Source organism: Streptococcus sp. IMAU 99161 (assembly GCF_014435245.1).
Classification (GTDB): Bacteria; Bacillota; Bacilli; order Lactobacillales; family Streptococcaceae; genus Streptococcus; species Streptococcus lactarius.
The window spans coordinates 64,885-89,684 of sequence record NZ_JAAPAW010000006.1 but is presented as its reverse complement, the minus strand read 5'-3'; the positions used below and the strand labels follow the sequence as shown (position 1 = coordinate 89,684).

29 protein-coding genes and 1 tRNA gene are annotated in these 24,800 nt (G+C 38.1%); 27 read left to right on the top strand and 3 right to left on the bottom strand.

Translation table 11 applies throughout. The annotated features are described in order from the left end of the window. Positions 1–146 precede the first annotated feature (146 nt). The 14 genes from HA044_RS02760 to HA044_RS02700 all read left to right on the top strand — a co-directional run bounded on the left by HA044_RS02760 (position 147) and on the right by HA044_RS02700 (position 10,797). Positions 147–950 carry an alpha/beta fold hydrolase gene (locus HA044_RS02760; protein ID WP_187539064.1) on the top strand — a complete coding sequence of 268 codons (804 nt, stop codon included), beginning with the start codon at positions 147–149 and terminating at the stop codon, positions 948–950. A 14-nt stretch (positions 951–964) separates the two neighbouring features. Beyond that, positions 965–1,093, top strand: a complete 129-nt coding sequence (locus HA044_RS02755; protein ID WP_080937013.1) for an ADP-ribosylglycohydrolase — start codon at positions 965–967, stop codon at positions 1,091–1,093. A gap of 104 nt (positions 1,094–1,197) precedes the next feature. Continuing rightward, on the top strand, positions 1,198–1,815 hold the full coding sequence (locus HA044_RS02750) for an SAP domain-containing protein (protein WP_187539062.1): 618 nt from the start codon (positions 1,198–1,200) through the stop codon (positions 1,813–1,815). 40 nt (positions 1,816–1,855) lie between these two features. Beyond that, complete coding sequence (locus tag HA044_RS02745) at positions 1,856–2,710, top strand: ADP-ribosylglycohydrolase family protein (RefSeq protein ID WP_187539060.1); 855 nt, start codon at positions 1,856–1,858, stop codon at positions 2,708–2,710. An 86-nt stretch (positions 2,711–2,796) separates the two neighbouring features. After that, complete coding sequence (locus HA044_RS02740; RefSeq protein WP_316250148.1) at positions 2,797–3,240, top strand: hypothetical protein; 444 nt, start codon at positions 2,797–2,799, stop codon at positions 3,238–3,240. Positions 3,241–3,479: 239 nt separating this feature from the next. After that, positions 3,480–3,656 (top strand): hypothetical protein, encoded by a 177-nt coding sequence (locus HA044_RS02735; RefSeq protein WP_187539058.1) that lies wholly within the window; start codon positions 3,480–3,482, stop codon positions 3,654–3,656. Beyond that, a complete protein-coding gene (locus tag HA044_RS02730; protein WP_023023568.1) occupies positions 3,656–4,267 on the top strand; it encodes a Fic family protein in 612 nt (203 codons plus the stop codon). The genes HA044_RS02735 and HA044_RS02730 overlap by 1 nt, the downstream gene beginning before the upstream one ends. A gap of 252 nt (positions 4,268–4,519) precedes the next feature. Continuing rightward, the gene (locus tag HA044_RS02725; RefSeq protein ID WP_187539056.1) at positions 4,520–6,277 is read left to right on the top strand and encodes a glycoside hydrolase family 13 protein; all 1,758 of its coding nucleotides are present in this window, start codon (positions 4,520–4,522) and stop codon (positions 6,275–6,277) included. A gap of 110 nt (positions 6,278–6,387) precedes the next feature. Further along, positions 6,388–6,699, top strand: coding sequence for a hypothetical protein (locus tag HA044_RS02720; RefSeq protein WP_187539054.1), 312 nt, complete (start codon positions 6,388–6,390; stop codon positions 6,697–6,699). A gap of 193 nt (positions 6,700–6,892) precedes the next feature. Further along, the gene (locus tag HA044_RS02715; protein WP_187539052.1) at positions 6,893–7,624 is read left to right on the top strand and encodes an Ltp family lipoprotein; all 732 of its coding nucleotides are present in this window, start codon (positions 6,893–6,895) and stop codon (positions 7,622–7,624) included. Between the two features lie 342 nt (positions 7,625–7,966). Beyond that, complete coding sequence (locus HA044_RS02710; RefSeq protein ID WP_187539050.1) at positions 7,967–8,854, top strand: DUF4300 family protein; 888 nt, start codon at positions 7,967–7,969, stop codon at positions 8,852–8,854. 3 nt (positions 8,855–8,857) lie between these two features. Then, positions 8,858–9,274 (top strand): hypothetical protein, encoded by a 417-nt coding sequence (locus tag HA044_RS09960; RefSeq protein ID WP_262407454.1) that lies wholly within the window; start codon positions 8,858–8,860, stop codon positions 9,272–9,274. A 21-nt stretch (positions 9,275–9,295) separates the two neighbouring features. Further along, positions 9,296–10,051, top strand: coding sequence for a CPBP family intramembrane glutamic endopeptidase (locus tag HA044_RS02705; RefSeq protein WP_187539048.1), 756 nt, complete (start codon positions 9,296–9,298; stop codon positions 10,049–10,051). Further along, positions 10,048–10,797 (top strand): type II CAAX prenyl endopeptidase Rce1 family protein, encoded by a 750-nt coding sequence (locus HA044_RS02700; RefSeq protein ID WP_187539046.1) that lies wholly within the window; start codon positions 10,048–10,050, stop codon positions 10,795–10,797. The genes HA044_RS02705 and HA044_RS02700 overlap by 4 nt, the downstream gene beginning before the upstream one ends. An 89-nt stretch (positions 10,798–10,886) precedes the next feature. On the opposite strand, the gene HA044_RS02695 is transcribed toward HA044_RS02700, so the two are convergent. From HA044_RS02695 to HA044_RS02685, 3 genes are all read right to left on the bottom strand, one after another. After that, the gene (locus HA044_RS02695) at positions 10,887–11,129 is read right to left on the bottom strand and encodes a type B 50S ribosomal protein L31 (protein ID WP_003016441.1); all 243 of its coding nucleotides are present in this window, start codon (positions 11,127–11,129) and stop codon (positions 10,887–10,889) included. A gap of 160 nt (positions 11,130–11,289) precedes the next feature. Then, complete coding sequence (locus HA044_RS02690) at positions 11,290–11,874, bottom strand: lantibiotic ABC transporter permease (RefSeq protein WP_187539044.1); 585 nt, start codon at positions 11,872–11,874, stop codon at positions 11,290–11,292. Between the two features lie 94 nt (positions 11,875–11,968). After that, positions 11,969–12,913 (bottom strand): bifunctional oligoribonuclease/PAP phosphatase NrnA, encoded by a 945-nt coding sequence (locus HA044_RS02685; RefSeq protein WP_187539042.1) that lies wholly within the window; start codon positions 12,911–12,913, stop codon positions 11,969–11,971. Between the two features lie 148 nt (positions 12,914–13,061). Between HA044_RS02685 and HA044_RS02680 the strand changes: the two genes are divergently transcribed. The 13 genes from HA044_RS02680 (at position 13,062) to cas8c (ending at position 24,800) form a co-directional block, all read left to right on the top strand. Then, positions 13,062–13,331 (top strand): TIGR04197 family type VII secretion effector, encoded by a 270-nt coding sequence (locus tag HA044_RS02680; RefSeq protein WP_187539040.1) that lies wholly within the window; start codon positions 13,062–13,064, stop codon positions 13,329–13,331. 17 nt (positions 13,332–13,348) lie between these two features. After that, positions 13,349–13,723, top strand: a complete 375-nt coding sequence (locus HA044_RS02675) for a DUF3958 family protein (RefSeq protein ID WP_187539037.1) — start codon at positions 13,349–13,351, stop codon at positions 13,721–13,723. Then, positions 13,698–15,593 (top strand): DUF3114 domain-containing protein, encoded by a 1,896-nt coding sequence (locus HA044_RS02670; RefSeq protein ID WP_187539035.1) that lies wholly within the window; start codon positions 13,698–13,700, stop codon positions 15,591–15,593. The genes HA044_RS02675 and HA044_RS02670 overlap by 26 nt, the downstream gene beginning before the upstream one ends. Then, positions 15,583–16,143, top strand: a complete 561-nt coding sequence (locus HA044_RS02665; RefSeq protein WP_187539033.1) for a cobalamin biosynthesis protein CobN — start codon at positions 15,583–15,585, stop codon at positions 16,141–16,143. The genes HA044_RS02670 and HA044_RS02665 overlap by 11 nt, the downstream gene beginning before the upstream one ends. Before the next feature lie 76 nt (positions 16,144–16,219). Further along, positions 16,220–16,861, top strand: coding sequence for a hypothetical protein (locus HA044_RS02660; RefSeq protein WP_262407453.1), 642 nt, complete (start codon positions 16,220–16,222; stop codon positions 16,859–16,861). Positions 16,862–16,977: 116 nt separating this feature from the next. Beyond that, on the top strand, positions 16,978–17,421 hold the full coding sequence (locus HA044_RS02655) for a flavodoxin (protein WP_187539031.1): 444 nt from the start codon (positions 16,978–16,980) through the stop codon (positions 17,419–17,421). A 64-nt stretch (positions 17,422–17,485) separates the two neighbouring features. Beyond that, positions 17,486–17,758 carry a chorismate mutase gene (locus HA044_RS02650; RefSeq protein ID WP_187539029.1) on the top strand — a complete coding sequence of 91 codons (273 nt, stop codon included), beginning with the start codon at positions 17,486–17,488 and terminating at the stop codon, positions 17,756–17,758. Positions 17,759–17,804: 46 nt separating this feature from the next. Next, the gene (locus tag HA044_RS02645) at positions 17,805–18,968 is read left to right on the top strand and encodes a chloride channel protein (RefSeq protein ID WP_222935326.1); all 1,164 of its coding nucleotides are present in this window, start codon (positions 17,805–17,807) and stop codon (positions 18,966–18,968) included. Between the two features lie 122 nt (positions 18,969–19,090). Beyond that, positions 19,091–19,438 (top strand): 50S ribosomal protein L19, encoded by a 348-nt coding sequence (gene rplS / locus HA044_RS02640; protein WP_003016418.1) that lies wholly within the window; start codon positions 19,091–19,093, stop codon positions 19,436–19,438. Positions 19,439–19,481: 43 nt separating this feature from the next. After that, a tRNA-Arg gene (locus tag HA044_RS02635) sits at positions 19,482–19,553 on the top strand. Positions 19,554–19,708: 155 nt separating this feature from the next. Continuing rightward, positions 19,709–22,108 (top strand): CRISPR-associated helicase Cas3', encoded by a 2,400-nt coding sequence (gene cas3, locus HA044_RS02630; RefSeq protein WP_187539025.1) that lies wholly within the window; start codon positions 19,709–19,711, stop codon positions 22,106–22,108. Between the two features lie 71 nt (positions 22,109–22,179). Continuing rightward, positions 22,180–22,908, top strand: coding sequence for a type I-C CRISPR-associated protein Cas5c (cas5c, locus tag HA044_RS02625; protein ID WP_187539405.1), 729 nt, complete (start codon positions 22,180–22,182; stop codon positions 22,906–22,908). After that, entirely contained in the window at positions 22,908–24,800 is a 1,893-nt protein-coding gene (cas8c, locus tag HA044_RS02620) for a type I-C CRISPR-associated protein Cas8c/Csd1 (RefSeq protein WP_187539023.1), read from the top strand. Before cas5c ends, cas8c begins: the two co-directional genes overlap by 1 nt.

The window sequence follows — 24,800 nt, the reverse complement described above, 5'->3', positions numbered from 1 at the left end:
TTAGTATATCAATTATTGAAAGTAACGTGTGGTCATTCTAGATAATCAATGTAAGAGACTTTTCTATTTGATGAGGCATCACTGCTTGTTCAAACTGATTGAACAAGTATTTATCTATTGAAAGTCCTTTAGTAAGGAGTTTAAATATGAAATTCCATGAATTTGGTGATAAGAATTTGCCTTCTATCTTGCTGATACATGGCGGTGGTAGTTCTTGGTGGAATTATCTTCGTCAAGCACGGATCTTGTCGGAGGAGTATCGTGTCATTCTACCCACCTTGAATGGTCACGGCGAAGAATATCAACTCGATTATGTTTCTACGGAAGATTCTGCTTTGGAAATCTTGGACTATATCAAAGAGAATTGTGGTGGGAAATTGTTTGCAATAGGTGGTGTTTCACTTGGTGGTCAAATTGCTATGGAGCTTTTGTCCTTAGACAGCGAGATAGCTGAGAAAGCCATCATAGACGGAAGCCTCTGTATTCCTCAACAAAGGTTGGCTAAAATTAGCATTTTTCTAGTATCTCTATTTGGCAAACTGATGTTCAGTAAATTCTCTTGCAAACTTCAATTAAGCATGATGAACAAACTCTATCCTAAACTCGCTTATCCAGAGGAAATAAAAGCTTATTATTTGGAGGATCTGCCAAGGACGCCTATCAAAACATTAGTGACCATTTACAAAACCTATATGGGGCGTTACAAGCTGAAGAAGACGGTTTCTGCTAGCAAGGCTCAGGTTCTATATATCTACGGTGAAAAAGAATTGAACTGTGTGAAAGCATCAGCTAAATTATTTCAACAACTGCATCCAAACACGATCTTGTATGAAGCAAAGGGCTATAATCATGGCTATTTGTCAGCTTATCTGCCTCAAGAGTGGATTGATTTGGTGGAGCCATTTTTAAAGAGCGATTCATTGGAAATGTGTATTGAATCTGATATGTAATAAGGAGGAATCTGATGCTAGGAGCAATAGTTGGAGACATTGTAGGTTCTGTTTATGAATGGAACAACATTAAAACGAAAGACTTTCCATTATTTCGTGAGGATTGCTTTTTCACGGACGATACGGTAAGTCCGAACCGCTGAATGTGTAAGCTTGTTAGCGAAACGTAACTAATCCTCAGAATAAAGAATCTAAAACTCCATTATTTAGAAATGAAAACCTAAACTGTTTTTAAGGAGGTGTTATATTGATAGAAAGCAGACCTGAGTTTGAAAAAATCACATCCTTTGATGAGTTTAATAAATACTATTGGTATCGGGATGAACTTTCACAGATATGCAAGTCATTAGGGCTTGAATATAGAGGGACCAAACAGGAACTTAATCATATTATTGAGCAGTACTTTAAGGGTAATTTGATTAAAAAGTCATCAATAAAAAGGAAAAAGAAACAAGTAGAAGTCGTTACCTTAAATACGCCCTTACTTGAATGTGGATTCTCCTTTAATGCACACTTTAGAGAATATTTCTCAACTTTAACAGATGTTTCGCCCTTTAAGTTTACTGCCGATATGGCTACTGCTTGGAGAAAAGTAAAAAGCGACAATGATTTGAGTTTCACAATCCAAGATATGCTAAAAGTTTATTATGGAAATTCAGATTATGCCAAGTATGATCATTCGGTTTGTCAATGGAACCAATTTTTAAAGGACTTCTGTGCAGACGAAAATAGTGGCAACTACTCTAATAAACTAAAAGTAGCTTCTATTCTTTGGAAAGAAGTTAGAAATTCAAGTAATGAAAAAATTTATTCAAAGAATCTTTTGACCGAATATGTTGGTAAAATAAAAGAGTATGGCAAGTAGAAATGTCAGTCTCAACCAAAAGTTTGTATGGAGGAATAGCATGCTAGGAGCAATAGTTGGAGATATTGTAGGTTCTGTTTATGAATGGAACAACATTAAAACGAAAGACTTTCCATTATTTCGTGAGGATTGCTTTTTCACAGATGATACGGTTATGACCTGCGCTGTTGCTGAAGCCATTATGAATGGTGGTCAGAAGGATGACTTTATTGATGCCATGAAGAAGTATGGTAGGATGTATCCTGATGCTGGTTATGGTGATCGGTTTAATGCATGGATTCATAGCAATGACCGCGCCCCTTATAATAGCTTTGGAAATGGCTCTGCCATGCGTGTTTCTCCCTGTGCCTGGATCATGGATTGTAGTTTCTGTGCACGAACGGGAGCCTGGCCGTCTAGAAGAGCTCTTGCACGACTTTCTGCAGAGGTCACTCATAACCACCCAGAGGGTGTTAAAGGAGCTATGGCAACGTCCGATGCCATCTTTATGTGTCGGTATTACTTTGGTGGCTATAGTGGCGACTTTGAGCAACCAATCAACGATAACCCTATAGAGTGTAAGAGACTCATAAAAGAGCACATAGAGCAGGAGTATGGATACAATCTTTCTCAATCTCTAGATGACATACGTCCTACGTATCGTTTCAATGAAACTTGTCAGGATACGGTGCCTCAGGCTATCATTGCCTTTCTAGAAAGTACAGATTTTGAAGATGCGATTAGAAATGCCATTTCCCTCGGTGGGGATAGTGATACTCTTGCTGCCATCACTGGGAGTATAGCAGAGGCAGCTTATGGAATTCCTGATTGGATTAAGGATAAGACCTATACCTATCTTGATGAGCCATTAAAAAACGTTCTCAGACGCTGGGAAACTGAGGTTTTAATAGGATAATGGAACTTCATAATCTATGGAACTTTTTATTGTATTACAATGGGAATGAATTCTGAGAAGAGAGTAAAAACTAGGAAGGTACCCCTGTGTTAAAATCAAATAAGCTGATCATTTTTTTAATTTCCCTACCTTTTCTGATGGTTATTGTTTTCTATTCGCTCAATGGGCATCCTGGATATAGTGATGATAGTAATTTCATTAGAAATCATGAAGCTGCTATTAAGAGTGAGATCATCGCACACTTAGCTCAGGAAAAGCAAGACATAGAATCTGTTACCTTATTGCCAAATACTGCTAGAGGAGAGTATGATAATGGTGGTGATGTGAGCGGAAATTACCATATCTATTTTACAGCCTACGTCAACAATAACCGCGAGCGAACGATAAGCGTAGAACTATTCTTCCCCAATGCCAGTATTCCCCCGTTTACCTTGTTTCCTCCCAACCCTTATAAAGACAAGGGCAAAAAGATGTCCAATTGGTTGATTGGGAATATTGAAGTGTCGGAAGAAGCGTCTAAATATGAATAAAGCCTTCAGAGATAGGATAAAATTATTTTCAAGCTAATTTTTCTAAGGTTGTTCAAATGTTAGAAGAGCAAGTGCTATATCTTGGAAAGAGACATACGAGTAAGGAATAATCTTGGAAAATCATAGGTAATAGAAAAGCGCGAAAAGCCCAATTGCTGGGCTTTTTGTGTAGGGTAAGTTCTAAAATGGAGAACTAAAATGATTGAAAATATGCTATAATAATAAGACGGAGGTAGAATATGACCTTAGATGTAGATAAAGAAAAAATGATGATTATGGGTGTGATTTTTGACAACAAAAAGGTTTTTAAGAGCGTCTGGTTTGCTCTGAGCACCAATATGATTGAAGGATGGCATCCCACGGTAGAAGATGTGGAGCGACTGAGAGAAGAGGCAGTTACATTAGGAGTTGGATAATGGTCAGAAAAATATATGATGGGTATGATTATATAGACCCTGATAATTTATACACCTATCCCCATTCATCTGTTCTCATAAATAAATTTAATGAGAAAAATGATAATAAAGCACGAGAATTAGAATATCGTTTAGTAGCAAGCCAAAGTTTAAAACTGTTTATTAATCCAATTGAAGTAAATACTGTTTCAGATATTTTAAAGATTCATAAGTTTCTTTTTGAAGGAATGTATACTTGGGCAGGTCAATACCGTCAAGTAAATATCTCTAAAAGTGGAAATGCTTTTATGCCAGTTCAGTCTTTTGATATGGCAGAAAAATTTTTAAATACTTTGCTTTCAAACTATTTACTTAACGCAAATAATAAAATTGAGATTTGTAAAAGTTTAGCTGAGATATTAGATAATCTAAATTATTTTCACCCATTTCGAGAAGGAAATGGTCGTACTCAACGAGAAGTTATCCGTTCTTTAGCTTTGATGAAAGGCTATGAATGTGAAATTTCAATTGGTTTAGATGATGATATCTATCACTTATATATGGATGGGACAGTTTATGGAGATACTAGTAAGCTCGAACAACTGTTCAATAAACTATTAACAGAAATATAGATCTGTAGTATATTTTAGTAGGAAACAGTATAAAGTGATGCTTATAAGGTAAAGTCATTGCTTCAACAAAAATCTTTAAGCCCAATTGTTGGGCTTTTTGTGTGCATTACAATCTTAAAAAGCTAGTAATCTAAAATGATCTCTCAGCATCTTGCAAACCTTTTCATAAAGTTGTATACTAGAAATAGTTTATGGAATCGTTTGCATAAATTGGTAAATGATGAAAAGAGAGTATCGTAGGAGAAGAGACAGATGGAATTAACAGCGATTTATCACCGGCCTGAATCGGAGTACGCCTATCTTTATAAGGACGGCCAGCTTCACATTCGCATCCGGACCAAGAAAGAGGATATCAAACGGATTGTCTTGCACTATGGGGATCCCTTTATTTTTATAGAGGATCTTTATGAGGCAACTAAGGAAATGGACAAGGTGACGACAGACGACCTCTTTGATTATTGGCAAGTGCCGGTATCTGTCCGCCATGCCCGGATCCAGTACCTCTTTGAATTAGAGGACACAGCGGGAGAGAAGATTTTGTATGGAGACCGAGGTGTAGCAGCCTACAACAAGGAGAACCTGGACTTTGTCATGAACGGTTTTAAGCTTCCTTTTATCCATGAGATTGATGGGTGTGCTGTACCGGACTGGGTGGCGCAGACGGTTTGGTACCAGATCTTTCCTGAGCGATTTGCCAATGGGAATCCAGCCATTTCACCAGAAGGTGTTCGTCCTTGGGATGCCTCTATTGCTCCTCAAGTATTGGATTTCTTTGGTGGTGATTTGCAAGGGATCATCGATCATCTGGACTACTTGCAGGAGTTAGGAATTACAGGGCTCTATCTTTGCCCGATTTTTGAATCGCCGAGCAACCACAAATACGATACCGTTGACTATTTTGAAATTGATCGACATTTTGGTGATAAGGACACCTTCCGCCAGCTAGTGAAAGAGGCCCATGCGCGTGGGATGAAGATTATGCTGGATGCCGTCTTTAACCATATTGGTTATGATTCACCCCAATGGCAGGATGTGGTCAAATACGGGGAGGATTCGATTTACAAGGACTGGTTCCATATCAAAGAGTTCCCTGTCTCCTCAGAAAATCTGTGGAATAGTCGCGACTTGTCTTACCATACTTTTGCCTTTGCAGGCTATATGCCTAAGCTCAATACGTCTAATCCTGAGGTGAAGGCTTATCTCTTGCAGGTGGCGACTTACTGGATTGAAGAGTTTGATATTGATGCTTGGCGACTGGATGTGGCCAATGAGATCGACCATCAATTCTGGCGAGATTTCCGTAAGGCGGTCTTAGCCAAGAAACCAGACCTCTATATCCTTGGAGAAATCTGGCATTCGTCCCAACCTTGGCTCAAGGGCGATGAGTTCCATGCCGTGATGAACTATCCCCTTTCTGAAAGTATCAAGGATTATTTCCTGCGGGGGCATAAGGAGACGCAACGCTTCATTTGGGAGATCAATAGCCAGTCTATGTACTACAGGCAACAGATCTCTGAGGTGATGTTCAACCTCTTGGACTCCCATGATACAGAGCGCATTTTGACGACGGCCAAAGGCAATCTTCAGTCCGTTAAGTCTGCTCTCGTCTTCCTTTATCTGCAACGAGGTACGCCTTGTATCTACTATGGAACGGAGCTAGCCCTTATTGGCGGGCCAGACCCTGATTGCCGCCGTGTCATGCCATGGGAGCGCGTGGCAGCTGATAATGACATGCTGAACTTTATGAAGGACTTGATCCAGCTCCGAAAAGAAGTAGCGGGCATGATTCAGTATGGTAAAGTGAGTCTAGAAGAAGTAGAGCCAGATGTAGTAGCAGTAGAATGGCAGCATGAAGGTAACATGCTCAAAGCCTACTTTAACCAGTCGAAGAAAGACGTTGTCTTAGAAAAAGGACAGGCAGATCTGATGAGTCTTGGGAGCATTTCTGATGATCGCTTGATCATTCAACCAAATGGATTTGTTATATATAAGGAAGAGATGAATGGATAAATCAATGTCTAATGGACGCATTTGTGTGCTATTTTCCGAAATCCTTTAATTGTACTTTCCCCTACATAGGTGTATAATGTGTACTTAGATAAACAAATGAGGAATTTACTATGGAATTAAAAGATTTTACAGAAAAAGAACAAGAACAAATCAAGCAAGGATTGAGTACAGCTGAGATTTCTGATAAAGAAGCAGCGAAGAAGTTGCTCGCTTTAGTCCCGCAAGAATGGATTAAACGTATTCCATTCTTTGTCAGAGGGCATGCTACAACAAAGACGATCGAGCGTGTAGCCAAGCAATACCCTGAACTCTATGCTGTGGCAAAACGTCAGGGAGAACTTCCTGAAAAAGAAGGAGAAGAGCTCCGCAAGATTATGACAGCCATCTTTGAAGAAAAGATGAACAAACACAAGATTAAATAATCCTTTATGATTTTTTATCTCACATTGAACGAGTGATTGCAGTTGAACTATTGCAGTCGCTTTTTTATACATTGTATAATGACTTTTACATTAGTAAATAAAAATGAAGAATATTTCATGATATAATACTAATGATAGTAGTTCAAGAGGAATGAAGGATTCCATTGGAGAAAAACAAATAAAGGTGTTCATTATGAGAAAATTTTTGACATTTATTTTTACGATGGTTGGAATGATAGTAGTATTTGTAGCTTTTATGGTATATAGTTATGAAAGAAGTTATAATGAATGGAAAAATTCACGTTCAGGATCACAGGTGACTAAACCTGTACAAAAATACTCTACTTCAAGTGATGGAAATAAGGATGATTTCGAATTATCAAAACAAAACTACCCTACTTCAAGTGATAAGAAAAATAAGGATGATTTAGAATCATTAATGAATATGTTTATGAAAAGACTATTTCCTCCAACTTTACTAGATCCAGATTATACATATGCATATGAAAAAGCTAAATCTTGGTCAAAAAAGCATTTATCGCAGCAGCAAATTAAAATTTATCTTACTAAGTATGACAGGTATTCAGAGGATGCTACCCAGTATGCTATCAATAAGCTTAATATAGACTGGAAAGAGCAAGCACTTTTAAGAGCAAAATCATATCAAGAGTTTCATTATTCGAAAAATAAATTGGTTGAGCAACTTATAAATATTGACAAATTTACTCAAGAAGAGGCTGATTATGCTGTAGAACATGTTAATTTCGATTGGAAGGAGGACGCTGTGAAAGAAGCGGAATCTTATGCAAACGGTGGCAAGATTACGAAAGAAAGGTTATTAGAAAAACTTGTTGAATATAGAAAATTTACTCAAGAGGAAGCGGAGTACGCAATAGAACATGCCAAAATAGATTGGTCGGATTAAACAATCGTTCTAGTGTGGTTCTGAAGACCTTAAAAGAGGCTACTGAACCCAACAAAAGCTATGATAGAAAATGATGAAAAGAGGCATAGTGTTTATCAAATACATTTTCTATCTTTAATCGCTAGTTGAACAGTGATGACTATAAAATAAGTCCAATGTAACATATTGAAGAGCTGGATTGTCTGCCAGCTCTTTTTTGTTACTTATAAAGTTTCCTCAATTCGTGAAAAATAGTTGGAGCTAAGTCAGTTTTAAACTATAATATAGGATAAGGAGATTCGATAGGAAAAAGAAATGTATCATGTTATAAAACATCTTAGTATAGAGAAAAGGAACCAATCTATGAAACCATCTAAAAAAATAATGCTCCTTACTAGCTGTGCCTTGGGGATTTTTGCTTTAGCGGCTTGTGGGACCAACCAAAAGCAATCCAAGGAAAAGCAGGAGAGCTCTACTGTTCAGCAGTCCAGATCAGACAAGGAGCACTACAAGGGAAGTTACAGTAACCTCAATAGCAAGGCTAGCGTCGAAGAAGTGCGAACTCTCTTGTCTGCTTATTTGGATCAGGAAAGTGTCGACAAGTTTCTGGGGTTAGTAACGGACTATGATAATATCGTTGGATCTGTTGGCTTGACGGGTGACTTCAGCAAGTTCAAGAAAACAGACTACAATGTCGAGAAGATCAGTGACTTGTGGACCAAGCAGAAGGGCGATTTCGTCGGTACCAACTGCCGGATCAATAGTTATACCTTGCTGAAGAATCGCATCGAGATTCCTAAGATGAAAGCGGATAGTGAACTCTTGTTCGTGGACAATGATGCCATTGACAAAGGCAAAGTCTTCGACGAAGCAGACAAGGAAGCCTTTAACATTCTCTATTCACGGGTTCCGACAGAGGCGACAACGGATGTCAAAGTCCATGCCAAGAAGATGGAAGAGTATTTTTCTCACTTCAAGTTCAATGAAAATGCCCGCATGCTTTCTGTCATTGTTCATGATAACCTAGACGGAAATACCCTTTTTGCCGGACACGTCGGTGTCTTGGTTCCTGCCAAGGATGGCTATCTCTTTGTTGAAAAGCTGACCTTTGAAGAACCCTACCAAGCCATCAAGTTTGCGACCAAGAAAGATGTCTACAAATACTTGGAGACCAAGTATCAAAACTACACAGGCGAAGGTCTAGCTAAGCCCTTTATCATGGACAATGAAAAATGGGTTGAGATGAAATAGAGAATGAAGGGTATTGTGATAGCATTTATAAAGATAATAGAGAGTACTCCTATTCTATATATGCTAGTTTTCTTGCTCTTTTTCAGTCTTCTCCTTTTCCTGAGAAGAAGCGCAATCGTGAGATCTAGTGGCGGTCCCTTCTTTGCCCCCTTTCATATTAGCTATGGCTTCTTCTATATTCATGTGTCTCTGTGTTTCAGCCGTCGCAGGATCCCACTGAAAGAAATCAAGCAAATCACGTACGCAATTTTTCGTGGTCGCGCTGGTGGTGGGAGTCGCTATGCTTTCTATATTGAACTCAGAAATGGAAAGACCATTCCCTTCTTTTTTGGAAAAAGCAAGCGGAATGAAGAGCTAGTGAATAAACTCAAGCGAAATGTAGGCAGGTATGGGTTTAAGGTACATAGCACTGGAAATTAATTGAAAGAAAAGGAATCACGAATGAGTAGAAAGCAAGCCCTATCTATGTATTTGTTAGGGACCTTTGGTCAGGTATTAGGTGTCAGCCTTCTGGTTTGGTTTTTAAGAGCAGGAGGAGTCAAGGTTGATTTTACATCACCAATGGGGATCATCGCTGTTATTGTAGGTGGTTTGTCATCAGCTTTGTGGGGCAGTCTTGCAAGCATTAGTTACCATCAATCTAGTTTTAAACAACTTCTAAAAGATTTTTTTCAAGTCAAAGATAGTTTAGCAAATTATTGTTTGGTGCTTGTTTTCTTGCTGCTCGACTTTTTCCCCTTTAGCTTTGGTGGTGAGATCACCACTCAATCGTTGATCTTTCCATTGGTGCTCTTTTTCAAGGCTCTTCTTTTTGGTGGAATTGAAGAAATTGGATGGCGTTATTTCTTTCAACCAACTTTGGAGGAAAGAATACCTTATCTTTCAGCTACTGTGATCACCTTTTTAGCCTGGTCTAGCTGGCATCTTTTTTACTTTTACATTGATGGTTCTTTAGCTGTCATTCAGTTACTTCCGTTTCTAGTAGGGCTATTCATCAACTGCTTTATCTTATCAGCCTTGTATCATAAAACGCAAAATTTATGGATCTGTGTCATGACTCATGCCTGTATTAATTCCTTGTCTCAGATTCTAGTGAATGAAGAGGTATGGCTATCTCTAGTCAGTAAAATTCTTATTATTAGTTTAGCAATCATGATTGCAAGAAAGAAGTATGTAACTCTAAAGGAGGAAAAATGAGCAAATTTATTTCAAAACAATCAGTCGCTATCTGGTATGCACTGACTGCCCTCCTTGCTACTTTTCTAGTAGGGCAAGTTATCCTTTGGTTTTTCCCAGATAGGGGTAGTATGGGGGCCTCACTCCTGTTTATCCTAATGAACTTGATTCCCATGATAACGGCTCTTTGCTTTTCCATCGTCTTAGGTGAAACTAAATCCCTGGGAGAATTTTTCAAAAAGGTCTTTCTTCAAAAAGAAAGTAACCTGTCCTGGATGCTAGCTTTCTTCATCCCCATCATTTATTATGGGATTTCCATCCTGCTCATGAATGTTCGCTTTACTGGAAACGCCCTCTTGGCCTTCTTCCTCTATTTCCCCTGGACCTTTTTATATGGCGGTCTGGAAGAAGTCGGCTGGCGTTGGTTTTTACAAGATCATCTTTCCTTTAGCAAGCATTTTATAACTAAAATGATGGTTCTTTCCATTGTCTGGTTCCTCTGGCATATCCCTATTTATCAACTACCTTGGATTACAGCAGGTTCGTCCAACTATCTCATCTTTTACCTGATGATTTTAGGGAATACCTTTCTATTTGGAGCTCTCAAGGAGTACTCGAAAGGTGCTGTTCCTTGTATCCTCGCTCACATGCTGATCGATAGTCTAGCTGTTCTTATGCTGGTTCAGAGTTTTCTTCCTCAGATTATCCTTCTGGTCATTGTTGAAATCCTTCTAGCCTCTTGGCTAGTGGCTATACGAAAATCATAGGAACAGAATTCGACTTCTCATATAAGCTAAATAAGCGGTTTAAAATCAAAAAAACCACTCCCAAAAGGGTAGTGGTTTTTGTTGGTTTCTTATTTGAGACCGTATTTTTTGTTGAAACGATCCACACGTCCATCTGCTTGAGTGAACTTTTGACGTCCAGTGTAGAATGGGTGTGAGTCTGATGAAATTTCAACACGGATCAATGGGTAAGTTTCACCTTCGAATTCAACAGTCTCGCTAGAGTACTTAGTTGAACCACTGAGGAACTTGTAACCAGTAGTAGTGTCCATGAAGACAACAGGGCGATATTCTGGATGGATATCTTTTTTCATTTTGCAATATTTCCTTTCTGCCATGGTCTCTTTCCGAGCCATAGATTGTTACTTAGCTAGTGTACCAAATTTCAAGGATCTTGACAAGTCTTTTCCCTGATTTTATCAAATTTATTCATAAAAAAGATCACTCTGTTAGGCCGGAGCGATCAATTTTTGGTTATTGTTCAGATTGGTTTGGATCTTTTGGTGCTTCAACCGGTTGATCAGCTTGTCCCTCAGTATGTTCGTGAGTTTCTTTTTTGATTTCATCTACAGCAGTTTTTACAGTAGAAGATGTTACGCGTCCAACAGATTGGGCAAATCCTTTTCCAGATTCAGCAAGTTCTTCGAATGTTCCTTTAGTGATTTTACCACCTGACATCGCCAAGAGACCAGTCACAACAATAGCGATAGATGCGATCAAAGCAAGGATCAAACCAAAGCCAATTGAAACGCCATAACCATTGAAGTCAACAGCGTACTTGTTCACACCGAAGACATCGATCAATGTTACGATAGTTGAGAGAGCTCCTGCTACGATAACACCAATTGCAAAACCTTTTGGTAGTGAAGATTTTACATCGTTCAAGCAAGCAAGGACAATCGCAACGACTGCGAAGATAATAACAAACCATCCATCTCCTCGAAGGCCATTCCAGCTGTATGAACCAAAATTTCCAGCATTCAGGCTTGCCCATGGCAAGAAAGAGCTAAGAATCGCTACCGCAGCAGAGATAATGATAAACAAACGATTTTTTTCCATAATAAGTCTCCTTAAAATTTATTAGCTTTATTTTACCATAAGAAAGATCAAATGAAAACCCCATGACCAAGATAAAAAGGCTGAGAAACCGTTCTCAGCCTTCGTTTATGCGAGCCACTTCTTGTAGTTCTTGGTAGATTTGGTCGTTTTCTTCAAGAGAGTAGGAGTTAGCCCCACTGGCTAATGGATGGCCACCACCGTTATGACGTTTGGCAATCTCATTGATCACTTTTCGTTTGCTCCGCATCCGGACACGGAAGTGACCGTCTGTCTGCTCGACAAAAATAGCCCAAACAGACACGGTATCGATACGCCCAGGAGCGCCAACAATCGCAGCAGTCTCAGAATCACGTAGATCGAATTTCTTCAAGAGCTCTTGTGTCAAGGTCACACGCGCAGCACCATGTTCATCGATCTCAAGATGATCATAGACATAGCCTTGTAGCTTAGCGGTTTTGAGATTGATCGTATCCATCTGACGAGCAAGTGCTGTAAAATCAAAGGGAATGCTTCGAAGGAAGGCAGCGATCTCAAAAGTCCGAGTCGAAGTAGCAGGATAGAGGAAACGACCTGTATCGCCGACAATCCCTGCATAGAGGAGACGCGCAGTACTCACTGGAAGTTCAAGACACAATTCCTTAGCAAAAAGAGCAATCAGTTCACTAGTAGAGCTTGAGTCTGTATCAACCCAGAGCAGATCGCCATATGAATCGTCATTTGGATGGTGGTCGATCTTGATTAGGAAATCACCATTCGTATAGCGCTTATCATCGATGCGGGGAGTATTGGCCGTGTCACAGACGATCACCAAAGCTCCCTGATAATCCTCATCCTTGACGACATCCATCTCAGCAAGCCAAGTCAAGGTCGGCTCATCATAGCCAGTTGCCAAGACCCGCTTTTGAGGGAAGTGCGCACGCAGGAGATCCCGCAAGCCCACTTGGCTCCCAATCGCATCCGGATCCGGATTCTGGTGACGGTGGATAATAATCGTGTCATAAGCTTGAATCTTTTCAAGAATGTCATTCATTACGTTCATACAATACCTCGTTTTCTTAGTCAATTTTAACATAAGAAAGGCCCATCGAGCAAGCGTTTATCACTATGTAGGGGCAGTGGAAGCGGTTTTACAGAACTTCATTATTTTGGTAGAATGGATGAATAGATTAAGTATGGGAGGGACTAGGATGATTGAAATTAAAAGTAATGCTGAGACAGCACAAGAGTTAGCTGCCTCCTTAAAAAGTAGTGGCGATGCCCTTACTGGTGTTACACCAGCTACGAAGGATGAACAAACCAAACTATCTGGGAATGATGCTGCTCATCAAGCCATTGATACAGCTAGCATTAAAGCAGGTGAAATTGCAGCTGCGATTGAATCCATCGGAACCAATCTGCAAAGTGTTTCAACTGGATTTACAGTAGTGGATGAAGCGACTGCTGCGAGCATACAATAGGTTGAAAGAGCAGCAAAATGAATTACGATCAACAACTGTCAGAATTAAGAAAAAAAGAAGACCAACTTTTCCAGAAAGAAAGGGATATTATAAAAGAAACAAGAAAGTTGGAAGAGGATTTGAACCGCTTTGAAGCGTATAGCTATGATGCACACCGTTTTTTATGGAATGCATTTGAATCTTATCCTTCCTCTAGAAATTTTTTTGACCACCTTCAGGAGGAAGTCCTTCATGAATCAAGAAAAATTTCAACAAGTTATTTGGAAGAATTGGATGATTTAGCTATCCAAAAAAGAAAAATCGAAGATGATTTAAATGATATTTATCACGAACGAAAAAAACTAAACTTTGAAAAGGAGAGTGACGATGGGAATCGAAGTTTATCGAGGTAGTTTGGATAGTCAGGCTACTAGCACAGGGACGATGGTTGAGCAGCAATTGAAAGCCTATGAAGCACTAGAAACATCATTAACCCAAATAGAAAACTCAGCCTCACGCTTGTCTGGACAAGCTTACGACTCTTTTAGAACCTTTGTGACGAGTGTTGTTAAGCCATTGAAAGAGGCTGGGATAGCTTTAGCGGATGCGACACAAGAAAGTGTGAAAAAGCTCCCAGAATCCTATCGCTCTGAGGTGGCTGATGAGGACTTACAGGAAGATAAGTTGGTTTCTGATATTGAACAGTGTGATCGGATGATTGCTATGTTTCATGCAGAGATCAATGAAATTGCAGCTAGTCAATCGACTAGTGCTGGAGATTTCCAACGGTTGCAGAGATTAGAGCGACTTCAAGGCTTAAACGTATTAGATGGTATTGTAAAAGCTGCTAGAAATGAACTACAAGAAAAATTAAACAAACTAAGAGCATTTAATGCAACGTCACCAAGCATCTTCTGGGAAATTGATGTTTTAGCCCAAGCTATTCAAATAGCTGTCAATCAAATTAACGTAGCGTGGGATCCAAATACTGGAATGTATTCTATTCCAAAGGATTTATCTTGGTCTGATCAAGTAAATGAAACGATTAAGAATAAAGAGTTTGAAAATGAATATTTGCCAACGAAACCAAAGGATGTATCAGCTTTCGAATATAACCAATTTCTTACGGGTTTACGTGAACAATCAGTGAACCTTAAAGAAATAGATGGCTGGGATAAGGATGCCATCAAAGGATATGTTAAAGGCGTTTCAAAAAGAACAGCAGATATCAAGACAGGCAGCGAGTTAAATGCAAGGAGAGATGCTTTATATGCGGAAACCAAGGAGATTGGATCCGATATTTATACAGAGATGTATGCTAGTAGTAAACTTGATTCAAAAGCGAAAGTAGAATTGGTTCTTAAGCAGTTGGGTGCAAAAACGGACAAAAAGCAGTTTATGCATTTGACAAGTCAAACCCATAAGATTTCAGAGAATCTGGCACCACATGGGGATTTCAACATGTATTTCAGACGGGATGTGGTAAAAGCGTTTGGTGATAAAAATCTTAATTACCAAAAGGATCCGCTTAGGCAACAAGTTCATTTCTTCCGCTATTATTTGGATCGCCAAGCAATTTACTATATTCGTAGTCACTACGAAGGTGCAAATGATTACGAGAAACTGTTAGCATATGGTAAAGAAAATAATATTGAATTTGATTATACAACCGGCTCTAACTACCATAATCGCTTTAAGAAATCAGATGGCTTCAAACGTCCGTATAATATGAAGGTTCAAGTCCCTCAGGGCAATTCAGCTAAAGGAAAAGATTTGAACAACGCACGTATGGTGGAATTTATTGTGAATATAGACACTGGCGAGTTTGAGAGTCAATGGGATGCCTATGACAAGAACAAACTTCCAAATGGTCGTTATAACTCCGATCCAAGCGCATATTCTGATGATGAATTGAGGGAAATCGCCAATACAGAATCCTTTAACTATGGACCTTCAACAGGTCAAAATTCAGATGTTACTAAGTTTTACGAAGGTAAACATGGAATGCTTGATGTGGATGGCACTCCTGAGCCAGCCACTCGAACTGAAGCAAAAAAACTATTTCGCTATGAAAATGATTTGGGCAAAAAGGATGAAAAGACAGGCTATATTGGTCAATTTGCGGATATTGTAAGAGGAGGAGGACATGAGGATTATGAAGCATGGCAAAAAGTTCCAGATGAAGATAAACAAAAAGTTTATAACGATTATATTAATTGGGCTGGTGACGATTATAACGGTATCTTGGATTATTTTAAAGAAAAACATCTCTTTGGATATTAGTCAAACCGGCTATGAAAGAATGCAAGCACGTCAATTTGTTACAGTTCAGGATAGTAGATATCCCGAAGATGAGGTTAGTTTTAACTTAAAAACTCATGAGCTTTATAGTTCTACTAATGCTATAAAAAATGGGAAGATTTATGTGAATAGCGTATACACGCCAACTGTTCTGTATAAAAGTAAACTGGAGGACATGGTAACATATGGAATTATGAATATTCCAATTACAAAAAGGGATATTTTGGATCATCAGTATACGTTGGAATTTAAAGCAAGTAAATTTATCAATCAAAATAATCTTTCTGATATAAAAAAAGGTTATATAGAAAATTATTACGTTTATGATAAGATGAGTAAAGTTCGTGTTACCTATAACAAAGAGTTTCTTCCCATAAAACTGGAAGGATATTATGAAAAAAATGGTGAAATGAGTTGGAATACGATTCGTACTTATTTATACCCATTCAAAAACAAATCTGACTTCGATAAGAAATTAGATGAGCAAATCCAGCTGATCAAAGAGATTGAAAGCGAAAAAGAAGAAGATTAGTCTATAGAGCGATACGAAAGTATTAAATAATTCATTAAATTTAAAATCTCTATCGAAGAACCATCTTCTCTTAATCGTGGTAGTCATAATAATAGCGGCTGTTTTAAATTTCCAAATAGTCAATCATATTCAACAGCAACCAACGGATACTTATGATATTTTACAGAAACAGAGATTTGTTTTTGTCCAAAATCAGGATGATTTAGATCAAGGTAACAATGCAGGAGCAGGATTTGATCTGCAAGCAGAGAACCTATTTGTGTCTTATAGCACTGTAATTAAAAATAATAAATTATATGGTAAAAGTGGAGTCTATACGACTAAAGGATTTTATAAACGTGCACTAAATGGTGGAATATCATCGATATTATTGAATTTAAAGGTTACGTCTGAGGAGATTGAAAAGCATCATTTTCAGATTGAAAGGGATCCAGAATCTTTGGTTAATAAAAAATTTCTAAAGGAGAAGTATCCACCAGAATTTGAATTGCAGTATAAATATTGTGAGAAGAATCAATTTTCCAAAGTCCGAATTACCTACAACAAAGAGTTTTTACCAACAAAAATAGAGTGGTATTACAAAGGGCAAGAAGGACTTAAATGGTATACTTGGCAGTTATATTCATATCCGTTCAAAAACGAGACCGATTTTAATAAAAAGCTAGATGAAGAAATCAAAACTATTAAAGAAATTCAAGAAGAAAACGAGGGTGATTAGGTTCCATCGGTCCAATTTCTTGAAATGAACCTATTCTTTCACCTTCTCAGGAAAGGTTCTGTACAAAATACCTGAAAAAATGGTATAATACGGGAAATAGATTTTGGGAGGAAATTATGACTGTAGCGAAAATTGTTTTTGCTAGTATGACTGGAAATACTGAAGAAATTGCTGATATCGTAGCGGACAAATTCCGTGATCTTGGTGTAGAAGTAGATGTGGATGAATGTACAACTGTGGATGCGGAAGACTTCCTTGAGGCCGACATCGCAGTGGTTGCGACCTATACCTACGGTGATGGAGAGCTTCCAGATGAGATCCAAGATTTCTACGAAGATTTGGCTGGCCTTGATCTTAAAGGCAAACTTTACGGTGTTGTAGGATCAGGAGATACCTTCTACGACGAATTTTGTAAAGCAGTTGATGAATTCGACCGTTGCTTTGCTGCGACGGGGGCTGAAAAAGGTTCTGAAAATGTCAAAGTTGATTTGTCTGCAGAAGACGAAGATATTGAAAAATTAGAAGCCTTTGCAGAGGAACTCGTAGCTAAAGCAAATTAATGATAAAGAGGCTGGATAGATGGATTACAGCCTCGATTTATATCCCAAAATAAAGAGGAGACACATGGATTTAGATCAGATTCGTAAAGAGATTGACCAGATCGATCAAGAGCTCGTAGCCTTGCTGGAAAGACGGATGGTCTGTGTCAGCGAGGTTGTGGCCTATAAGAAGGCAAAGTGTCTGCCTGTGCTGGATCAAGGTAGGGAAAATAAGGTGCTAGAGAAGGTGGCTTCTCTCGTGGATGATGAGCAGTATCGCTCGACCATCCAAGCCCAATTTCGTGATTTGATGGCGCGTTCTAGAGACTACCAAGAGGAGGTGAAGGCGCGTGATTAATCAATCGATCCAAGAAAAAACACAGCAGTATTTTGTACTAACGGGGATGGCCCTGATCATCGGTCTCTTGGTCGGTGCGATTGATATGATCTTTGGTCGGGGATTGCTCCTGATCGGAGATTTCCGAAGCCAGCACTGGCCCTTGATTCTATTTTTAGCCTTAGCAGGGCTTGTCATCGTTTATCTCTATAAGCGATTTGGTGGCAAGGCTTCCAAAGGGATGGGATTGGTCTTTGATGTCGGGCACACGCGTGAGGAGAAAATCCCCTTGATCTTGGTTCCTTTGATCATGCTGACGACCTGGATGAGCCACCTCTTCGGTGGTTCGGTCGGTCGGGAAGGCGTAGCGGTCCAGATCGGAGCCACCCTTTCGCACCGTTTTGCCCGCCATATCAAGATAGCCGATGCTTCTCGTATTTTTCTCATGACCGGGATGGCGGCAGGTTTTGCCGGGCTCTTTCAGACGCCGCTGGCTGCGACATTCTTTGCCCTTGAAGTCCTGACCGTTGGGGAGTTGCAACTGATTGCTCTCTATCCTGCCCTTATCGCCTCAATCGTGGCAAGCTTTACCTCTCATACCCTGGGCTTGGAGAAATTTGCTGTGCCACTAAGAGAAACGCTGAGCTGGACACCAGAGACCTTGATCAAAGTATCCCTTCTTGGCTTGGCGTTCGGCCTCGCTGGGAAGCTCTTTGCAGTTAGCCTTTCTTGGTTGAAAAAAACAGTAGCGAAAGTACTGCCTAATCCTTATATTCGAATCGCTGTCATTGGGGCTGGACTCAGCTTGGTCCTCTTGACCCTCCAGCTGACCAAGGTCGGCTCTTATAGCGGACTCGGAACCAATCTGATTGATATGGCATTTCATCAAGGAAGTGCGCAGAGTTATGACTGGATCCTCAAGCTCCTCTTTACCGTGGTGACCATCTCTGCTGGTTACCAAGGAGGAGAAGTGACACCGCTCTTTGCGATCGGAGCGACACTTGGCGTCTTTCTTGCTCCTTTGCTGGGCTTACCCGTCTTGGTCGTGGCTGCTATCGGCTATGCCTGTGTCTTTGGCAGTGCGACCACGACCTTGCTCGCACCGATCTTGATCGGAGGGGAGGTCTTTGGATATGGAAATCTACCATTCTTTGTCATTGCTTGCGCCATTGCCTATTGCCTGCCAAAAGACTGGAGCATTTATTCCGGTCAAAAAGTTGCAAAAAAGTAGGGAAATAGCTTTACAAACCTGAAAATATCTGATATGATAGTTTTTGTGCGTAATGGAAGCACAAAAATACAGTTTATCCGCTGAGGGAGGTCCCTCAAGATTGACGAAGATAGGAGAAAATAATGAATCCATTAATCCAAAGTTTGACTGAAGGTCAACTTCGTACTGATATCCCTGCATTCCGTCCTGGTGACACTGTTCGTGTTCACGCGAAAGTTGTCGAAGGAACTCGCGAACGTATCCAGATCTTTGAAGGCGTTGTGATCGCTCGTAAAGGTCAAGGACACACTGAAATGTACACTGTTCGTAAAATCTCTAACGGTGTAGGTGTTGAACGTACATTCCCAGTACACACTCCACGTGTAGAAAAGATCGAAGTTGTACGTTACGGTAAAGTACGTCGTGCGAAATTGTACTACCTTCGTGCATTGCAAGGTAAAGCAGCTCGTATTAAAGAAATCCGTCGTTAAGACGAACAAGGAGGCGGGAGTAATCTCGCTTCTTTTTTTATCTGTCCCCTTAGTTCAATGGATATAACAACTCCCTCCTAAGGAGTAGTTGCTGGTTCGATTCCGGCAGGGGACATGAAGAAAAAGGGAACTCGAATGTGAGTTCCCTTTTGTGTATATGAAAAGATTTGGAAATAGATAAATTATCTCCATATGGAGATTTGATTTTTGAGGAAGGAAGGAGTAAAATGAAATTAATATCATAATATTTAAAATTTAGCGAGGCTTTTTATGATTGTTGCTCATAAGGATAACAATGGAAATGTTCAATCACTTCAAGATCATTCTTTTAATGTTGCGACTAAGGCTCGAGAAGATGCGAATGTTATTGATCAAGGGGATGTTTTATTCTTATTGGGTTTATACCATGATTTAGGAAAAGCTAATCAAGAGTTTCAAGATAAACTCTTATTGCATCCTAATAAGCATGTTGACCACTCCTCGGCTGGAGCTAGGTATCTTTTCCAAAAGATACAAACCTGTTTGAAGAGTTTAAATGTAGAGAAAACAGATAGAGAGTTATTTCAAGAAATTTGCGCTTACGTTATTTCATCCCATCATGGTATGTATGATATTTTATTCCAAGATGAAATGATAAATACTTCTCAATATGCTTATAACAGGTTACGGTATCGAATATTGGAAGGAACAGAAAGCAGTCGTTATCAAGAAGATATCGAACCTTTTGCTCAAAAATTAGAAAGTCAATTATCTTATTATGGATATAACTCTTTAGATGATTTAATTATAAAAGCATTTGAGAATTATCAACAAGCTTGGTCTAATTTAAAGTGGAATAACGAAAGTGAAAAAGATTTTTATTCAAGCTGTTTTATTAGGCTTTATTTATCGTTACTAAAAAATGCAGATATATTAGACACTATCAATGCATACGGTATAATTGTTCAACCTTTAAAATCTAAAGAAAGGGAAGAATTAAATCAGTTCTATCTAAGTGCTATTGAAGAAAAGTATAGAGGTTTTAGCGAGCCTACTACACTACTAAATGAAATTCGTTTACAAATTAGTGAGAGAGTGAAGGAAAGAGGAGAAAACGATTCAGCCGGAATCTATCGATTGGATTTACCGACTGGAGCAGGTAAAACAAACCTCAGTATGCGATATGCTTTCCATCAGCTTGTGAAGAAGAATAAATCAAGATTCTTTTACATTACTCCCTTTTTATCGGTCTTAGAGCAAAATGCTTCTGAAATCAAAAAAATAACAGGTAATGCTGGAGTATTAGAACATCATTCAAATGTAATTCATCAAAATGATGATAATGATGAGAAAAAAACTTTGACGTTAGATTATTTAATTGACAGTTGGGATAGTCAAATTATTCTTACGTCTATGGTTCAATTTTTTCAAACATTATTTAAGACAAAATCTTCTAATATAAGACGTTTTTCAAATTTAGCGAATAGTGTGTTGATCTTAGATGAAGTGCAATCTTTACCTATTGAAGTCACAACTTTGTTTAATTTAACAATGAACTTTTTAAATAAAGTCATGAATACAACTATTATTTTATGTACTGCAACGCAGCCAGCCTATGATTCAAATGCAATAACTCATCGTCTAGATTATGGTGGGAAAAATGGTGAATGTCCTGATATAGTTGAGTTAAGTCATGATGAATCAGAAGTGTTTTCAAGAACAGAGCTTAGAAAGTTTAAAGAAGAGAATCAATATACAAACCTGTCAGAATTAGTTGACTTTGTTTTAGATAATAATGAGTCCATACTTGTAATTTTTAACACTAAAAAAACAGTTGATAAATTCTATACAATGCTTGAAGAATTAACAGATCGTCCTCTATATCAATTATCAACTAATATGTGTGCTCAGCATAGATTTGATATAATATCAGAAATAAAGCAGCATTTAAAAAATGGAGTACCAATTATTTGTATTAGTACGCAATTGATTGAAGCAGGAGTGGACGTTGATTTTAATCAAGTCATTCGTTCTTATGCTGGAATAGATTCAATTGTTCAAGCTAGTGGACGTTGTAACCGTGAAGGGAAACGTCCAAAAGGACAAGTTACATTAGTGAACCTTATGAATGAGGAGGAGAATATCTCACGACTTAAAGAAATCAAAAATAAGAAAGAGGCAACAGAGTTCATACTACATGAAATTTCATCTCCAATTGATACTTCACTTTTAAATAAAGATTTCTTTGAATATTACTATGCAAATAATCAATCTTCAATGGACTATCCTTTATCGCATGGGGAGTCAGTTTTTGATTATTTAAGTAAGAATAAGTTCCAATTAAGACCTAATTTTAAAGGAAGAATGAAGCAAGCATTTAAAACAGCTGGGCTTAAGATGAACTTGATCAATAACGATACAATAGGGGTTTTGGTTCCATACGGTGATGCAATAGAAAAGTTATCTCATTTGGAAGAGCTGTGTGAGTCTGATTATCCATCAGCAGGAGAATTCCAGCTTATAAAATGCCTCTTAAAGGAATTGCAATCTTATACCGTAAATGTACGTGAGCATGATCCTATTTTAGAAGCAACAAAATCGTATCTGAATGGAAATGTACTAGTGTTATCAGATGGGTATTATCATGAAAAGAAAGGAATTATCATAGAGATGGAAAACTTTATTATGTAAACGAGTTAGGTATTTTTTTCTATAGTAAGAATAAACATAGCAATATGAAAGAACAGAAGGAGGATTTTACCTTGTATAGATCAAGAAATTTCTATGCTAGAGTTCGTGGCGATAGGGCATTGTTTACGAATCCAGCAACTAAAGGTGGGAGTGAAAGATCGTCGTACTCGGTCCCGACTCGACAGGCTTTGCAAGGAATAGTTGACGGTATATATCATAAACCTACTTTTACAAATGTTATAACTGAAGTTAAGGTTGTTAATCAAATACAAACTGAGTTGCATGGTGTTCGTGCTTTGTTACATGATTACAGTGCTGACTTGAGCTATGTTTCTTATTTGAGTGATGTAGAGTATCTTGTAAAGTTTCATTTTGTTTGGAATGAGAATCGTGAAGATTTGATGCAGGATAGACAGGCAAATAAGCACGAAGCGATTATGGAGAGGTCTATTCGAAAAGGTGGAAGACGGGATGTTTTTCTTGGAACAAGGGAGTGCTTTGCCTTGGTGGATGAGATTAGTCAAGAAGAATATGAGAACTGCCCATCCTATTATGATGGAGTCTCTATCGATTTAGGAATTATGTTTCATTCCTTTGCCTACCCAACAGATAAAAAAACACCATTAAAATCTTATTTCGCAAAAACAGTTATGGAGGATGGTATTATTAAGTTTAAGTCACAGAAGGAATGTGAAATAGTTAATACATTATCCAGCTATGCTTTTAAGATACCTAGTCAAATTAAATCAGTTGATGATGAGTTTAACGAATATGAAGAGATGGAGAAAGGAGAAAGCTAATGGATTTTTTTACTTCTCTATTAAATGCATATGAACAAGCAGAGGAGATCGGTTTGGTGGATCAACGAACAGGTGAGAATGATCCTGTATTGCTTCCACTATACCATACTAGTCTGAAATCAAATGGTAGTAATATAATTCTCATCAAATTGAATAAAGATGGTACCTTTTATAAAGCGGAATTCATGCCAGATAATCAATCGATTATTTTTCCTGTAACTAGTGATTCTGTTGCAAGATCTGGTAGTAATCCAGCACCACATCCATTAGTAGATAAGCTATCTTATTATGTTCAAGAAGTTAGTCGATCTCAATACGATGAATTTCATAATCAACTTGCTAATTGGGTCAGTTTTTGTAAGGAAGATGAGGTTAAAGATTATTTAACAAAGATTCAGAGGTTTATACTTAGAGCAGATTTTTTAAAAATCGTATTAAATTCTCTGTTTGGTGAATCCTATCAAATAGAAAATTTGAAGGTGACTTATCAAGATTTAAATGGAAAAAGTAAGACGATTGATTTATCTGCTTGTTTCATTGAATTTTCGATTGTACAATACCATGGTTTCAAAGATGAATCAGTGACGACATACAAAGAATTACATCAATCATTTATATCATTTGTAAGAGCATTTCAAGATAATATGGGAGTTTGTAATATAAGTGGACGCAATGAGACAATCACAAATAAGCATAGAGGATTGATGGGAAATGCTAAAATCATTTCTGTTAGCAATAAAGGAGAGGCTTATAAAGGACGTTTTAAAGAACGTGAAGATGTTTTTAGTGTAGGTTACGAAACCTCTGAAAAAATCCATTTGATGATTAAGTATTTACTTGAAAATAATAACAGTAGTACTTGGTTAGGATCGTCACAGTATCTTATTAACTGGTTTAGTGATGATTTGGCAAACAAAAGTCAATTAGATATTGTTAAACCGGAGTTTGATAGCCTATTTGAGGATGAGGAAGATGATATGGAAGATCGTCATCAATTGATTAGACCAAATGCTGTAAATCAAGAGATTGGTTCTTCATTTATTAAGGGGCGAAAATTTTTTGGAAACGACGCTACATATTATATTGCTATCCTCAATAAAACAAGTAATGGTCGTATCTCATTAAAATATTTCCGTCAACTTCAAGTGTCTCAGTTATTAAAAAATCTGGAAAATTGGCAAGATACTTATTCTTGGGAAGCAAAAACAAAATCAGGAATTTATAAACAAAAGACACCGAATTTCAACGAGATTATTAATGCGGCTTATGGTGTGGATAGAGGACGCTATCTAGAATTAGACAATGATAGTTTTCGGAGTGATCAATATCAGCAATTAGTGACAGCCTTAATTGATGGAAAAGCCATTCCAAATACGATCGTTAAAAAGCTAGAAGCTAATATTAAACATCGGCAAAATTATCCTAAATGTTGGTATTCATTGCAACAAGTTAGTTTAGCAGTTCTACATAAACAATATGGAAGGGAGTTTAATCCAATGGTAGACCATGAAAATACTAATCGTTCTTATTTATTTGGACGGTTACTAGCTATTTTTGAATTAATGGAAGCTCAGAGATATCGAATAGAAGGTGGTAATCAAGAAAGGATAACAAATGCTGAAAGGTATTGGAATGCCTATACCAGCCAACCAGCTAAATTGATGATGAACCTCGCAAATAAAATTAAACCTTATGAAGAAACAGTCAAATTAAACTCCAGAGGAATCTATAATAAACTGGAAAGAGAGCGCGAAGAAATCATTTCTCTATTAAGCCCTTTAATGACGAATAAAGATATAAATGATCCTCTAGATTATCAATTTATTTTTGGTTATTATGGCGAAAAACAATATTTTTATACTAAAAAAGAAAAAGACGAAAGTGAGAACTAG